This is a genomic window from Rhodococcus sp. MSC1_016 (assembly GCF_023667485.2).
Taxonomy (GTDB): Bacteria; Actinomycetota; Actinomycetes; order Mycobacteriales; family Mycobacteriaceae; genus Rhodococcus_F; species Rhodococcus_F oxybenzonivorans.
In genome coordinates, this window is the sequence record NZ_JAMOZI020000002.1 from 720,164 (window position 1) to 733,392 (window position 13,229).

At 64.3% G+C, this 13,229-nt stretch carries 15 protein-coding genes; 3 read left to right on the forward strand and 12 right to left on the reverse strand.

The annotated features are described in order from the left end of the window. Positions 1-122 precede the first annotated feature (122 nt). Genes L1080_RS35665 through L1080_RS35675 form a run of 3 tightly spaced genes read left to right on the forward strand, consistent with a single transcriptional unit; the run spans position 123 to position 3,249 of the window. Complete coding sequence (locus L1080_RS35665; protein WP_250777913.1) at positions 123-518, forward strand: hypothetical protein; 396 nt, start codon at positions 123-125, stop codon at positions 516-518. Then, positions 515-2,452, forward strand: coding sequence for an ICP22 family protein (locus L1080_RS35670; RefSeq protein WP_250777922.1), 1,938 nt, complete (start codon positions 515-517; stop codon positions 2,450-2,452). The genes L1080_RS35665 and L1080_RS35670 overlap by 4 nt, the downstream gene beginning before the upstream one ends. Beyond that, the gene (locus L1080_RS35675; RefSeq protein ID WP_250777924.1) at positions 2,452-3,249 is read left to right on the forward strand and encodes a hypothetical protein; all 798 of its coding nucleotides are present in this window, start codon (positions 2,452-2,454) and stop codon (positions 3,247-3,249) included. The genes L1080_RS35670 and L1080_RS35675 overlap by 1 nt, the downstream gene beginning before the upstream one ends. Positions 3,250-3,386: 137 nt before the next feature. Here the strand turns inward: L1080_RS35675 and L1080_RS35680 are convergent, their stop codons facing one another. The 12 genes from L1080_RS35680 to L1080_RS35735 form a co-directional block, all read right to left on the reverse strand. Continuing rightward, on the reverse strand, positions 3,387-3,989 hold the full coding sequence (locus tag L1080_RS35680) for an ANTAR domain-containing protein (RefSeq protein WP_250777948.1): 603 nt from the start codon (positions 3,987-3,989) through the stop codon (positions 3,387-3,389). A 979-nt stretch (positions 3,990-4,968) separates the two neighbouring features. After that, complete coding sequence (locus L1080_RS35685; protein ID WP_250777938.1) at positions 4,969-6,129, reverse strand: globin domain-containing protein; 1,161 nt, start codon at positions 6,127-6,129, stop codon at positions 4,969-4,971. Between the two features lie 263 nt (positions 6,130-6,392). Then, complete coding sequence (styC, locus tag L1080_RS35690; protein ID WP_250777940.1) at positions 6,393-6,893, reverse strand: styrene-oxide isomerase StyC; 501 nt, start codon at positions 6,891-6,893, stop codon at positions 6,393-6,395. A 385-nt stretch (positions 6,894-7,278) separates the two neighbouring features. Continuing rightward, the gene (locus tag L1080_RS35695) at positions 7,279-8,409 is read right to left on the reverse strand and encodes a nitric oxide synthase oxygenase (protein ID WP_250777942.1); all 1,131 of its coding nucleotides are present in this window, start codon (positions 8,407-8,409) and stop codon (positions 7,279-7,281) included. A 95-nt stretch (positions 8,410-8,504) separates the two neighbouring features. Continuing rightward, positions 8,505-8,747 (reverse strand): hypothetical protein, encoded by a 243-nt coding sequence (locus tag L1080_RS35700; RefSeq protein WP_250777944.1) that lies wholly within the window; start codon positions 8,745-8,747, stop codon positions 8,505-8,507. A gap of 175 nt (positions 8,748-8,922) precedes the next feature. Further along, positions 8,923-9,447, reverse strand: a complete 525-nt coding sequence (locus L1080_RS35705; RefSeq protein ID WP_459032535.1) for a hypothetical protein — start codon at positions 9,445-9,447, stop codon at positions 8,923-8,925. 54 nt (positions 9,448-9,501) lie between these two features. After that, a complete protein-coding gene (locus L1080_RS35710; protein WP_459032537.1) occupies positions 9,502-10,149 on the reverse strand; it encodes a hypothetical protein in 648 nt (215 codons plus the stop codon). Then, positions 10,150-10,854 (reverse strand): hypothetical protein, encoded by a 705-nt coding sequence (locus tag L1080_RS35715; RefSeq protein WP_250778077.1) that lies wholly within the window; start codon positions 10,852-10,854, stop codon positions 10,150-10,152. Between the two features lie 53 nt (positions 10,855-10,907). Next, positions 10,908-11,441 carry a hypothetical protein gene (locus L1080_RS35720; protein ID WP_250778071.1) on the reverse strand — a complete coding sequence of 178 codons (534 nt, stop codon included), beginning with the start codon at positions 11,439-11,441 and terminating at the stop codon, positions 10,908-10,910. Between the two features lie 11 nt (positions 11,442-11,452). After that, complete coding sequence (locus L1080_RS35725) at positions 11,453-12,109, reverse strand: hypothetical protein (RefSeq protein WP_250778069.1); 657 nt, start codon at positions 12,107-12,109, stop codon at positions 11,453-11,455. Beyond that, complete coding sequence (locus tag L1080_RS35730; protein ID WP_064080099.1) at positions 12,106-12,558, reverse strand: hypothetical protein; 453 nt, start codon at positions 12,556-12,558, stop codon at positions 12,106-12,108. Before L1080_RS35730 ends, L1080_RS35725 begins: the two co-directional genes overlap by 4 nt. 122 nt (positions 12,559-12,680) lie before the next feature. Beyond that, positions 12,681-13,094, reverse strand: coding sequence for a hypothetical protein (locus L1080_RS35735; RefSeq protein ID WP_073359527.1), 414 nt, complete (start codon positions 13,092-13,094; stop codon positions 12,681-12,683). Between the last annotated feature and the right edge of the window lie 135 nt (positions 13,095-13,229).

Consider the following 13,229-nt stretch of genomic DNA (forward strand, 5'->3'; position numbering starts at 1 on the left):
CCACCAGCGCCCGTCGATGCCCCCGGCGCGGTGGTAGCACCCCGGTCAGATCCTGGGCCGCAACTCTGCGCGCAAACATGCCAGCGAAAATACCGGCAACAAGGCACGTAGTGGGTAGGGTGATGTCCGCGCACGTATACGGGTGGCACACCGAACACGAGTGGGTGGGGATGGCGAAGGTAGGAAATTCTCAAGGCGGCTCCCGCCGCCGCCCGACCGGGGGCGGACGCGGCGGCGCCGCCCGGTCGGCGAAGCGCGGTCTCGATGAGGGGGGCGTCTCGGGGTCGGGAACGGCGAGTGCGGAGTTGACGGCGAAGCTGGAGCCGCGGAAGGGGCCGACGAAGGTTCCGCTCAACACCCGGGTCCTGGTCTCGACGGAGGCCCGGTTGAACTGGCTGGTGAACCACCGTCAATCCACGGTGACCAACGTCGTGGACGTGGCCCTGCAGGAATTCTTCGACCGCTACCGTGTCCCACCGGCCGATCTCGACGGCCGGATCGCCGAGCAGGAGTCATGAGCTCCCCGTGGGAGCAAATTCCCCTCTTCACCCTGCCCGACACCACCCCGAAGGCGTCTCCCGAATCCGCCGAAAAAGGCGGTTCCCCCAACACCACCGATCAGGAGGGTGTCACCGATGAGGCGGGCCCGGAACCAGCGGCCGCCACCCACCCTGAATTCCACGAGCAGGTGGACGCTGAGCCGGACGAGCAGGGGGACGCTGAGTCGGACGAGCAGGTTGACGTTGCCGAAACTCCGACGGATACCGAATCTCCCGAGCTGGCCAGCGCTGAGGCCGAGGCCGATGGCGACGCGTTCGACCCGCCGGTGTGGGAGGCGCTGCCGGCGGGTGAGGCCGCGGATGGGCATGCGTTGATCGTGACCGCCGCCGGGACGTACACCCCGTCGGGGCGGGAGTTGACCGGTCCGGTCGATTCCCTCGAGAAGCTGGACAAGCTGATCCGGTGGGCTTCGCTGACCCCGTTGGGTGCACCCGCACAGATCTGGGTTGTCGGGTTGGCTGCGTGTGAGCTACTCGGGTGGGTCATCGATCCGGGCAGTGAGGACGACGTCGACGACATGGAAGCGTTGCGGACCCGCGCCGCCGCCGAGTTGACCGCCACCCTCCATGCCACCCTGCCACCGTTGCTCGATGCCGGGTGGGAGCTGCGCGGCGAACCGGGGCATGTGGTGCATCTGTCCCGCACGATCGGGAACTTCACCTCGATGGTCGATGTGGTGATCGAACCGTACGTGTGGACCTATTGGAACAAGGACTTCGGCTGGCACAACCGGGTCGGCGATATGGGTGTCCTCGGATCACCGGCCGCCGGCACCTATCTCCCGGACGACGACCTACCGGCCGCGCGGGAGTTGGGCCGCCGGCTGGCGTGGTGCGCCCAGCATCTCGGGGTGCTTCCCGGGCCGACACCGGCCCGCACCGGCGCCGCGATCATCGACAAGATCAAACGGGAACGCACCCGCAGCGGTAAGGGCATCGTCGTCACCACGCCGGGTCCGGTGCCGCCGCTCGACGGGCCGCCGCGCGGGGACCTCGAGCCCGCGGTCGGCTGGACCCGGGTCCCGGAGGCGGCTGATCTCGAGGATGCGTGCCGGTTGGTGTCGATCGACCAACGCGCCGCCTATTTGGCCTCCGCGGGGATGCTCGAACTCGGCTACGGGCAACCAAAGCACCTGACCGGTGGGGCGGCGGCCGCCGCAGCATCAGGGGAGAAGGGCGCCCCGTTCGGGTTGTGGCGGATCACGCTCCCTGCGGGGCAGACCTTGTCGCTGCCCGAGAAACTGCCTCTGCCGCATCCGCACATGCTCGCCGATCAGCCGGTGCAAACCTGGGTCACCACCGTCACCCTCGATGCCCTTCGGGAGCCGGTCGCGGATGGAGGGATCGGCGCCGATCTCGACGACCTCGACATCACCGAGGCCTGGGTGTACCCGCAGCAGGGGCGGGTGCTGGACAAATGGGCCAAGATCCTGCGCGAGGCCCGCAAAACCGCCGTCGACACCCAGGATGCGGCGATGAAGGGATTCATCGGGTCCTGCTACAAGGGATACATCGGGCGGATGGTCAACCCGGACATGTGGACCTCCACCCGCATGGTGCACCATCACCAGCCGTTGTGGCGGGCGTCGATCATCGCGCACTGCCGGTGGCGGGGCCGCCGCGTCGCGATGCGCATCGCCCGCGAACACCAGCGTTGGCCGGTCCGCACCGTCACCGACTCCTGGGTATACCTCCTCCCCGAAGAGGAGGACATCGCCGACGAAAGCGGCGCGCTGGGAAAGATGACGGTGGAAAAGGACGTGGCCCTCACCGACACCCTCCTAGCCTCCATGGCGTCGGCTGCGGATGTGCACGAGGTGAACCTGGCGATCAAGGCCGCCTTCACCGACCACGAGGACACCGCCGAAGACGAAGGGGAGGGGGTGCTCTGATGGCTTTGCATCTGCCGAAGCCGCGCACCAAGAAACCGGCCCAGCAGGCGGTCGGCCTCGACGGCCTCAAAGTCTCGGTGGCGAATGCCGCGACCAGCGGGGTGGAGAAGTCGAAGCAGGTCAAAACCGGGGGACTGGCCGGGCTGACCAGCAAGGTGACGGTCAAACAATTACGGAAGGAGCTCGGCAACGAGGGATTACGGCAGGCGGCGCTCGACGCCGGCCGCACCCCGCCCTCGGACCGCACACTGCGCCGGTGGGCGCAACAAGGCCGTATCCCGCACCCGGATGTTCTCGAGCGGGCGCAACGGCGGGCGGCGATCGAGCGCCTCGGCGGTATCGATGCGGTGGCCGCGAAGATCGGCAGGTCTCGCTCCGCGGTGTCCCGGTACCGGTCGGGGGAGACGAACGAACTGCGTGCCGACGCCAGCAAAAAACTCAAAAACGTCAAGGCGCAGGACATCATGGCCCGTGCCGGGGTGTTACGCCCCGATGGAACACCGAAGACCGCGGTCATCCGGGTCAAGGGTGGTGTGATGGTCCGCAACGGCGCCGACGAGGGCTACGACTACCGGGTCCGCACCCTGGACTTCGCGAACTCCGACACCCCGTTCAGCCCTGACGAGTCCCGCGAACTCGCGGCCGCCCTCGCCAATGATGATCATGCCCGGGTCGTCGCCTTGCTCGAACGGCACGCCACCCTCGACTACCCCGAGAACAAGGGCTTCGACAGATACAGCGACCAATTCGGCTTCCACTTCGACCACATCGACTCCGTCCACATCGACTGGATCTGATCACAGGGTTGAACCCTGGTCCCTCGCGTGTGTGGCATTGAGATTTGGGGGCATTCACGGAACAGGGTTGGGCCTGAGACCGGTTCAGGGGCTGATTCAGGCCCCGCGGGTTGTGTCCCCAGCCCGCGGGGCCGCCCTCATTGTTGCGGGATGCGTTCGTGGATGGTGATCAGGAGATGATCGAATCGTGCACGGAACGACTCGCTCGGGCTGCCGGCTTCGGACGCCAGTTCCTGCACGAGTTGGGTGGCGATGGCCCGGAGCTTGGTGTTGGTGTGTTGCGAGCGCCAGGTCAGCACGTCGAAGGCGCGGTCGGCGGAGATGCCGTAGCCGAGCATCAGCGCCCCTTTGGCTTGCTCGATGACCGCCCGCGTCTTGTCCAGCTCGTCGACCGCTTCGGTCACCGATTCCTGTAGATCCGTGCCGAGGGTGTCGGTGACGTCGATATAGAAACCTGAGGTGCCGATCACCGCATCGGTGTTATCGAGCAGGCGGTCTCCGACGACGATGAACTGACGGGTGAGGCCGGTGGTATCGATGATGCGGTGCCGGCTGCTCAACGGCTCCGCATCGGAAATCATTCGTTCGAGGATCTTCGCGACCTGCCGGTGGTCGTCCGGGTACTTGTGGGAGAGCAGCAGTTCCGTGGTGGTGGTGACGGCGCCCGGGGTGTATCCGTGCATCTGTGCAGGACTGGGACGACGATTGGGACGATCTCGCGCATTTCGCCGCCGTTGGATACCCCGCGTCCTTGGGCGGAACCCGACCTTCTTCCAAACTAACTGCGCCGGTGACGAATACGATACCGAAAGCGATGCAGCGCTGGTGTCGACGTTTGCGGATTTCACACTGGTCAACTCCGGTGGCCCATTCTGGACGAACATCCAAGTTTCGGGCGGGTTGGATCCGAGAGTCGTCGGGGTGGTCAAGGGCGATGCGGAGGACGGAAGCCGGAACTTCGTGTGCAGTGAATCGCGACTGATCAAGCTCGCGCGATCCGGGCCAAACGACTGGCCCGCGTGATCCGCAGAGCAGCGATGGCGGGAACTGGACACGCCCTCCGGCGGAACCGGAATCTCAGCGGGAAAATCCTGTGTGTCCGAGGGGATCGATGCCCAGTAGCCGATCGGCTTATGGGAAAGCGACCGGGCTGAGGATTCCGACAAGTTCGTGAGAATTGCGCACTGACGATGTTGAGAACCTGCAGTTCGGATGCGCAGAGGACTGACACCGAGCAGGGATCCTACATCCAGATTCCGTGTCGGTGGCGCGTCTGGTGGCCAAGCTTCTGTCCGGTGACAGCCAATCGTCCTTTTCGCCAATGAATCTTGCTTATCCAGGCACGTCTCGCCAGTGCAGTTTGCTCGGTTCGGGATCATCTCACCTGCGAGAGGGGCCCTGGCGGCCCGGGCGCTCTCGTCAAAAGCGTTGCCCACCTGGCTCGGTCGGCCTCACTGCGTTAATCAGGATGCCCGAGTAACCGACTGCTGAGAACGCCAGTTCAAGTAAGATCCAATGGCGAAATCCTCCGGGTCCCCGATCCAACAGCGGCGTTGACCAAGACCAGTTTCGCCACTCAAAGTTCCTTTACCCAGGTCAAGGCGCCGGCTTCAAGGGCGATTCGCTGGCACAGGACAGCTTCATGTCGGTAGGAATTCCTAATCAGACACGTTTCCCAGTTCCCTGTGCGCGCATTCGCGCAGCTTCGGGCTGCGACGCTCAGTACAGGGGGTCGTGGTGGATGTCATCAAAATCGATACCTTCGGCCATCAGCCGGTATTTGGTGGTGCGAACCATGGAGGGCGAGCCGACGACCTGAATATCGTGGTCGGTCCAGTCCGCGTACTCGGCGACGACGCGCCCGAGCTGCCCGGTGAGTCGGTCGTTCATCCCCGCCGGAAGGTCGGATGTTCCTCGAAACCACCAGGGGTTTTGATTGTTCTCGCTGACTGGAACGACGGTCAGCCAGGGACTTGTCCGTGACAGTGCCCACAGAAGGTCGAGGTCGTAGAGGTCATAGGGGTAGGTGCCACCGACGAACAGATGGGTCCGAGGGTGTTCGGAGAGGCGAGGTATGTTCATCAGCTGTGCCCGCAACGGAGCTATTCCGGTCCCCTCGGCGATCATCAGTCGATCCCAGTCGGGGTTTTGCCTCACACCGAGGCCGCCGAGCGGGGAACCGAGCAACCAGGTGTCACCGAGGCGGGTGTCTCCGATGATCGTCGGGCTCACCCAGCCACCGGATACCCGGCGGACATGGAATTCGACCATGCGGTCGGGACCGGGTGGGGTGGCGAACGAAAGGTAGCGCCACATTCGTGGACGGCCGGGAACCTGCACGCTGACGTACTGGCCGGGCGCGTAGGGCATGGGTTGGTCGAGTTCGAGCCGCACGATGGCGAGGTCATCGAGGACGCGACGATGGTCGAGCACCGTGCCTACCCAGGTCGGCGGTCCAGGCTCGCCGCGCGCGGCTTCCGTCATGGTGGTGACGATCAGCGCGACCGCACTGCGCCACGCGTGTTCGGTCTCGTCAGTCCACAGTTCAGGCCCGGCCACGCCCGCCAGTGCGGTGACCAGCGCTTGCCCCACGGCTTCATAGTGGTCATCGGTGATGTTGTACTTGCGGTGGTCACGTCCGAGCTGTGCGAGCAGTGGCAGGACGGCGTCCGGAGTGTCGAGCCGTTCGACGACGTACCCGACAGCTCGCATGAGTCGGTCGCGTTGTGAGCCCATGGCCGCCGGAAAGTACTGGCGGATCTCGGGGTGCGCGGCGAACAGGGTGGCATAGAAGGATCGTGCGAAAGCGTTCTCGCCCCCGAGAGCCGCACCAATGGATTTGAAGCTCGATTTGACCAGTGAAGTCGTCAGAAGATCCACGACAATTGTTGCCTTTGTCTTTGATTTTGTTCGATGCTGAGAACGGTGATCCGGTGACGATTCCCCTGCGGTGGTCTCGGGTTCGGGGTCCTCGGAGGGGCAGTGAGTGGCCGGCGCAGGGTTGGGTCGCGCTGGCGGACTGTGTTCAAGCCCGCATAGGGGCCGCGGGCACCACCCTGATTTTTTTCCGGGTGGCGCCCACGGAGTTCCTACCGAGTTGAACTCGGGCGTCCCGCGACCGAGTTGGTCACGGGAGTGGCGTCTCAGATCTTTTCGAGGATCTTGTTCGTCGCCGTGTTGTTCTTGAGAGCCTTCCATCCGATGATCGGCATCGCGACGGTGACGAGGACGCCGAAAACGTAAGCGGGTAGCAGTCCGATGGTCGAGAAGATGTTCTGCTTGCCGTGCTTGTTCGGGCCGAAACTCAGCGACCGGTTCTCGGTGAAGTTTGACGCGAAGTAGAACAGCACGTTCGCCCAACCGTCGGCGACGACGATCCATCCGAGACGTTTCGCGGTCTTGGCAGGCAGACCGGTGTGGGGCATGACCGACGCGGCCGCGATGACCATCATCCCGTTGAGTGCTGGGCCGGTGTGCGCGCGAGCCCATCCCTCGTCGGTTCCTGGTACATCGAACTTGACGATCTTACCCGGACGAACTTCCCACCCTCCGAGGAGTTTTGCCCACAGGACGAGCCCCGCGATCAGTGTGGAGAAGATCATCAAGATGCCGTGCCCAGCCATCTTTCTCTGCAGGGTTTCCATTACTTCCACCTCCATTTTTCGTGGTGTCCGGATCCGGACGTACGAGGTCGGGTCTCCCCGAGGTGACGCGGCGCCCACCGCTCAGGGCTCGATATGGTGCATTCGATCCGGCCTGGAATGCCCGACGGTTGTATCCCGACCACGGCTTCATCTGCGGGTCCGCGCAACTTGCGTTCGGTCACGGTGTCGGCGCTCTCTAGATGAAGAAGTCGTGAGTTGCCACCTCTTGTAAGCGACGCTAGTAGCTGCCGCGGCGGTGCAGCGCAGATCGCGAAAATCGGCGAGGCGCTGACACGATCGCTGCCTAACGAGTGCGGTGCCTGCGCTCGGACGGGTCGGACCCTGTCGGGCGGGGGCGTCGGGTGGACGTGGGGTTGCATCGCGATCACCTCGTTCCGACGGCCGGGCACCCGGCAGCTGGGCGGGCGACGAAGCTTGGGCGTGCCGCCGGATCGGGCCGGTCGAAGAGCCGGTGATAGGTGGGGGTCAGACTGGCTGACATCGGCGGGTTGATCCAGGACCAGTCGGTCGGGCAGGGGCGGCCCTCGCGGGCTTCGCGTTCGACGTGGTCGATGAACTGGGTGGCCACGGTGTGGTGATCGACCATGATGACCTTGGCGGTGCGGAAGCTATGGATGACGGCGCGGTTGAGCTCGACCAGGGCGCGGTCTTTCCACAGGGTGCGGGTCGAACTGGTGTCGAGTCCGAGTTCGGCGGCGATGGTGGGGAGCATGTTGTAGCGGTCTTGGTCGCAGAGGTTACGGGCACCGATCTCGGTGTTGACGTACCAACCACTGAACGGCGCGCACGGGTAGATCACTCCGCCTATGGACAGGTCCATGTTGGAGACAGCCGGAACGGCGTGCCATTTGAGACCCAGTTCGCCGAACCAGGGATAGTCGGGGTGGGTGATGTTCACTTCCAGCACAAGTTCGGGGGGCACCGGGAAGTAGCGAAGTGGTTCACCCGGTGTGGAGACCAGCAGCGGTAGAACGTCGAACGCAGTCCCGGATCCGCGCCAGCCGAGCCCGAGGGCTGTCTCGGTGATCTCCAGGTGGGCGGGGTCGCCGAGGATGTTGCCGTCGGCTTGCCGGTATCCGGCGTAGCGAATCAGTTGCGGACTGTGGATTCGGTAGTCGCGACCGTCTGCGCGGGGCGGTGGTCCGACTGTGATGACCGATTGCAGTGCTCCGCCGTTGGTCGCGATGCGCAGATGCTTCCAACAGGCGCTGGCGATTTCCTCCGCAGTGGTTGCGTGTCGAGCGTCGATCAACTTCAGTGTCCGCCAGTGCCGTCGGCCGACGCAGCGAGCATGGTTACGCCACGCGACCTTTGCCCCGATCAGTAGCTCCTCGGCGGTGTGGGTGTACGTTCCGGTCGCATACAACTCGTAGAGTGCCTGCCGCAATCGCGTGGCCGGCAGATGCGACAGTTCGGGCATCGCGAAGAACTCCCGGCACTCCCGAAGGCGCCGCTCGAAGCCGCCGTGATGGGTACCGGGCTCGGATTCAACCATTCTCGCTGCGAACACCATGGCGATTTCTCCTGTGCCGCGTCCGTCCCTCCAGCCGATGTTTCTGCGCGGGAGGAGGAGGGCGGCCTGTCCGATGATCAGAGTCCGAACGGGTGGGTCCTGCGGCGACGAGCAGCACTGGTGACCTTCTCGGTGCAGTACGCACGGAGATACTGCTTGGCGGGGAACTCGAGTTCGCTGCGGCTGTCGACCACGTTGAGGACACGACGGTAGAACATCTCAGGGGTGAGACCGAACTCGGGGAAGATGAGCTCCTCACCGCCCCCGTAGTTGCACCACCGCATGGTGTGCTCGAGCAGGGCCTGATCGTAGGGATCCATGTAATTCTCCGTCGTACTCCGGATGGCTATATTTATGAGGTGCTCCGCACAAGATGCGGTTCGTTTGTCGTGCTCCTCCGACGAGCACGAGGGATGCCTTACGTGCTCACCGTGCTGCTGGGGGCAACCGGTGAGCACCAGGGTGGCCAGGTTTTGGGGCTAACACCCCTTTGGGTCACTCGCCGATGACGGGTAGCAGCAGTGCGATTCGCAGTTTCGAGTCGATTTCCTGCCCAAGTGCGAGGGACTGGTCCAGCAGTGGGGAGAGGGCTTGCACCTTGGTGTCGGCGTCGGCGAGGGTGTGCACGATCTGCTCTGCCGGAACGGCGGCCGCGTTGGCCTGATCGGTTGCGGACGAACCGGCGTCGATGATGCCGACGAGCGGGGCGTCTGCGGCCTTCAGGGCATCCCCGAGCGCCTGTAATTGGGTTCCGAGTTCACCGAGCGTCTGGTCGGCGCGGGTCAGGGAATCGAGCACTCCGACCACTTCGGGCAAACCTTGGTTGATGGCAGCGTTGGCGGGAGGGAGCTCCTTCGCACCTGTCAACGCCTCGTTGGTAGTCTTGTCGACTGTTTTTGCCTGCACTACACCGTCTTTGAAGATGTCGTTGGTGATGGCGAGGTCGCGTGTGACGATCAAGATGCCACACAAGAGCGCGATGGTGAAGGCTGCGGTTATTGCCCAGGAGAGCCGAAACATCGTAATTGTTCTGCCTTTCACTCGTGCTGCGGCTTTTACCGGCCGGCGCGAGCGTTACGGGGTAGGAGTGGTTGCGACGCCGAGTGGGGGGAGGTTGAGAGAGTTGACCGGAGGACCGATTACTGCGAGCAGCGGGCCCATCTCTTGGACGTGCCGTGCTTCTTCCTCGACGTTCGCGAGAGTCGCGGCGATGGCGGTCGCCTTCGGTCCGAGGGTACCGAGGGTGCCTTCGATCGTGGTCAATCCGGTGTTGATCGCTTCGAGTTGGGTGGTGACCGAACCGACGGCCGTGGAGAGCCCCGCTACGGTGGGGCTGGCCTGATTAGCGCGACCGGTCACGTTGGCGACGAGATCCGGGAGGGGTCCGGCGATGGTGCTGACGTCACCGGTCGAGGAATTGAGTGTTTTCGCCTGCCCGGACAGTTCTCCCGCCTTGTTGGTGAGGCCCTCGAGGTCGTCGGCGAGCGGGCCGAGGGCCTGAATGTCTCCGGAGAGCTGGGCGTGCTTGGGCACGAGGATGGCGGTGAGGGTGTCGAATTGGCCGGCGGAGTCGATGACCTCGAGGCTGAGCTGGGACGGACGACCGAGCGGGTCGACGACGTCGTCGAGACCGGGAACGAATCCGTTGACCGCGCACAGCAGCACCACCGGGGCCACCCCGAGGCCGAGGACGACGCCGAGCCACGCCTTCTTGGTGAGCATTCAGTTGCCTCCCGGTGCAGGAATGAGGGCGTCTTGTGCGGGAATCAACGCCAGCTTGTTGGTCGTGCGGGTGAGTTCACTGTTGAGCTGGTTGACCAGGTCGATGGCGGTGGTGAGCTCGTTGTTGACATCGGACACTGTGGTGTTGGCGTCCGCGGAGATCTGGTGCAGGGACGCGGCCGAACCCTGCAGGGTGGTGGCCACGCCTTCGAGCTGTCCGGCGATCGCTGTGTCACCCTGACCGGCGGCGAGCAACGCCCGCGCGTCCGGCAGCAGCGCCGCGAGGTGGTCGACGTCGGTGGCGGTGGCCGTGTTGAGATCGGCCAGTACACCGGCGAGTTCGTCGAGTTGCTTGCGTGCGGTCGCCGGTGCGGTCAGGTCCGCCCGTTGCGCGAAGTAGTCGTTGGTGATCCGGAAGTTGTCCACGATGGTGCGTGCACTGTCCTGTACGAGTTGACCTTTCTGGATCGCCATCAGAACCAACGCGAACAACACGAGGGCCAGGACCGCAGCCAACCGGCCCATCCATTCGGTGGCCACAGTGAAACCATTCGATCCCGCTGCGGCGGTTGCCGGTACGTCCGGGCGCTGCGGCAGCGTGCCCTTGCGGTATGGCAGCGCTGATGCAGGAACATCGAAACGCTGGAGTCCGGCCAGGCCGCGGCGTGGATATGCCTCGTCCGGCAAGTCGGTGCCCATCTTCATGTCACGTCCAGTCATCAATCGGTTGTCGGTTCAAAGGAAGGAGGAAGGTTCGATCAGCCGGGCAGTGGCAGCATCTGGTTGATCGTCTGCGCCGCAGCGACCGACCCTTGCAGGTCGCTGACCAGGCCCTGCACGATGGCCAGCAGCTGCCGCCCCTGATCACCGAATGCTTGCGCGGATTCGACCAGCGGCAACACGGTGTTCTGAACTTCGCCGAGGATGCCCTGGATGTTCGTCAACTGCGCATTGGTCAGCTGCGCCCCCTCGGTGCTGCTGGCCAACATCTGCGCGGCCGGAGAAATGGCCTCGTCCAGCTTGACCAGCAGCGGGCCCAGGGCCGCAGTCGCGTCGAGGGCGGTCTGCGCGGTATGGGTGAGCTCGGTCAATTGCTGCAGTTGGTTGGTCAGCCGGTCGTTGACATCGACAATCGCCGAGGAAGCGGCGATGCTGGTCTCGTTGGCCCGCTGCTGGTTGTCGAGTCGAGTGTTGAGGTTGAACACCACGAACGCGAGCAGGCTGAGCACGCCTACCGCGACAATCGAGAGCACAAGTCGAGCCGGACCGCCGCGGCGTCCGAAGAAAATCACGGGTACATCTCCTACTTTCCGGACAAATCGTTGGCGGACTCTTCCGCGGACAGACGGGCACTGTGGACCTTCTCGGCGGTCGAGCGTGCGTCGGTGAGGATCGCGTCCAAGGTGGCCCGGTCGGCGGCGACGGCCGCAGTAGCGCCATCGGCCGCGGGCTGCAGCGAATTGATGTGCGCGGTCAACGTATCGAGAGAGGCGACCAGGTCGGTCACGTTCGCGCCGGCGTGATCCAAGGTGGCTTGGACGTCTCCGCTGATCTGCCCGATCAGTGTGTTCAGCTCTGCGGTCACCGTCGCGTCGGTGCTCAGCACACTCGCCAGCGAGGCTTCCATCTTCTCGAGCGAATCGAACGCGGCGAGGGTGACCTCTTCGTGCTCGACGATTTGGTTCAGGGCAGGGTTGTAGTTGCCCGCGGAAACCACCGCTTGGTCGAGCCGGTACGGCGTCGCCGTCAGATCGTGGATCCGCGGGTACAAGTAGAACGCACCGACCGGGATCAACGCGAGCACGAGCAGCCCGCGGGCGATGTTCATCTTCGTCGACGCCCGCGGCGGATCCGGTGCGAATGCCTCGGCGTCACCGACATACGGCAATTCGATGACATCGGTGCGCTCGTCGTCGAGGGCGTGACTTGCCGGACGTCCACGGCCTGAGAGCGCGGTCATGCGTCGACGACCGAGACCAACGCGATCGTGCGCAGCGCTGTCACGGTGTGGGTCAGCAGACCTTTGACGACGAGCTTGTGCTTGAGGATTTCCCCGAGAACGGACATACCGCGGCCGGTGAAGAATCCGACCGGCACCAGGCCACCGGCCTTCATCGGCAGCTGCGACACATCGAGAATCTGATCGACGGTCGCCATCACCGTGACGGCGGGTTTGCCGACGATGTCGTTGTACACCACGGCCTCGTCACTGCCGAAGATGATGGTGCAGGCGGTCTCTGTGTCGGTGCTGTAGATCGATACCGGCCGGGAGATGCGCCGCGCGAACTTCACGCGGGAGGGGAAGTTCTCGAGATTCTGCCCGAGCAGCATCCCGACAATACCGGCGACGCCGTTAGCGTCCTCGCCGTCGTACATCGTGACGGCGTAGCCCTTCTCGACGGTTGTCATGGGTCAAGGCCTTTCCAAGCATGGTGTTCGGTGAGGGGTCGGACCCGCGCGGGACTCGTTCCAGCGGGGACATGAGTCCCGCGCGAGGGGCTAACTGGTGTGAGCGAATTGACGGAGGTCGATTACACGTCCCAGTCGGTGGGGATTTGTCCCCAGGTGCGCAGGAACGCGTTGAGGGCGCCGGCGTTCTCGATCGCCGCGGACATCGGTCCCTTGGCGAACTTGATCAGGCCCTTCATCAGAAGCTTTCCGCCCTCTTCCTCACCGGCGGCCGCGGTCTGCCAGGTCTGGAAGCTGCCGTTGATGACCAGCCACAGCTCACTCTGGTCGAAGACGCGCGGTGACCAGGAGACGACCTTGCCCTCTTTGAACTCGAGGTGGCTGGCGACGTCGTCACGGCCGATCACGCCGAATTCCATCTTGTTGGTGAACGACGACGCGTCCTTGAATCCGGCGAGGACGTCCGGGTTCGCGTTGACAGCCTCGCGTGCGGCGTCACACCACTCCTGCGAGAAGAACTTCAGCTTGTCGGTCATATGGATCTCATCTCCTTTTCTGTTCGCCAGCCCGTGGTCGAGCTGGTCGCGGTGTAGGTCGTGGGCCGGGTCCGCGGCGGGATTCGGTGGTCTCCAAAGCCCTGCGGTGCATCCGCACAATTTCGCCGATGCTGT

Bases quoted from the DNA above. Each gene is read 5' to 3' on its own strand.
- L1080_RS35675 (WP_250777924.1), top strand. From the start codon at position 2,452: ATGGCTTTGCATCTGCCGAAGCCGCGCACCAAGAAACCGGCCCAGCAG.
- L1080_RS35705 (WP_459032535.1), bottom strand. From the start codon at position 9,447: ATGTTTCGGCTCTCCTGGGCAATAACCGCAGCCTTCACCATCGCGCTC.
- L1080_RS35670 (WP_250777922.1), top strand. From the start codon at position 515: ATGAGCTCCCCGTGGGAGCAAATTCCCCTCTTCACCCTGCCCGACACC.
- styC (WP_250777940.1), bottom strand. From the start codon at position 6,893: ATGGAAACCCTGCAGAGAAAGATGGCTGGGCACGGCATCTTGATGATC.
- L1080_RS35725 (WP_250778069.1), bottom strand. From the start codon at position 12,109: ATGACCGCGCTCTCAGGCCGTGGACGTCCGGCAAGTCACGCCCTCGAC.
- L1080_RS35715 (WP_250778077.1), bottom strand. From the start codon at position 10,854: ATGAAGATGGGCACCGACTTGCCGGACGAGGCATATCCACGCCGCGGC.
- L1080_RS35730 (WP_064080099.1), bottom strand. From the start codon at position 12,558: ATGACAACCGTCGAGAAGGGCTACGCCGTCACGATGTACGACGGCGAG.
- L1080_RS35700 (WP_250777944.1), bottom strand. From the start codon at position 8,747: ATGGATCCCTACGATCAGGCCCTGCTCGAGCACACCATGCGGTGGTGC.
- L1080_RS35695 (WP_250777942.1), bottom strand. From the start codon at position 8,409: ATGGTTGAATCCGAGCCCGGTACCCATCACGGCGGCTTCGAGCGGCGC.
- L1080_RS35710 (WP_459032537.1), bottom strand. From the start codon at position 10,149: ATGCTCACCAAGAAGGCGTGGCTCGGCGTCGTCCTCGGCCTCGGGGTG.
- L1080_RS35665 (WP_250777913.1), top strand. From the start codon at position 123: ATGTCCGCGCACGTATACGGGTGGCACACCGAACACGAGTGGGTGGGG.
- L1080_RS35735 (WP_073359527.1), bottom strand. From the start codon at position 13,094: ATGACCGACAAGCTGAAGTTCTTCTCGCAGGAGTGGTGTGACGCCGCA.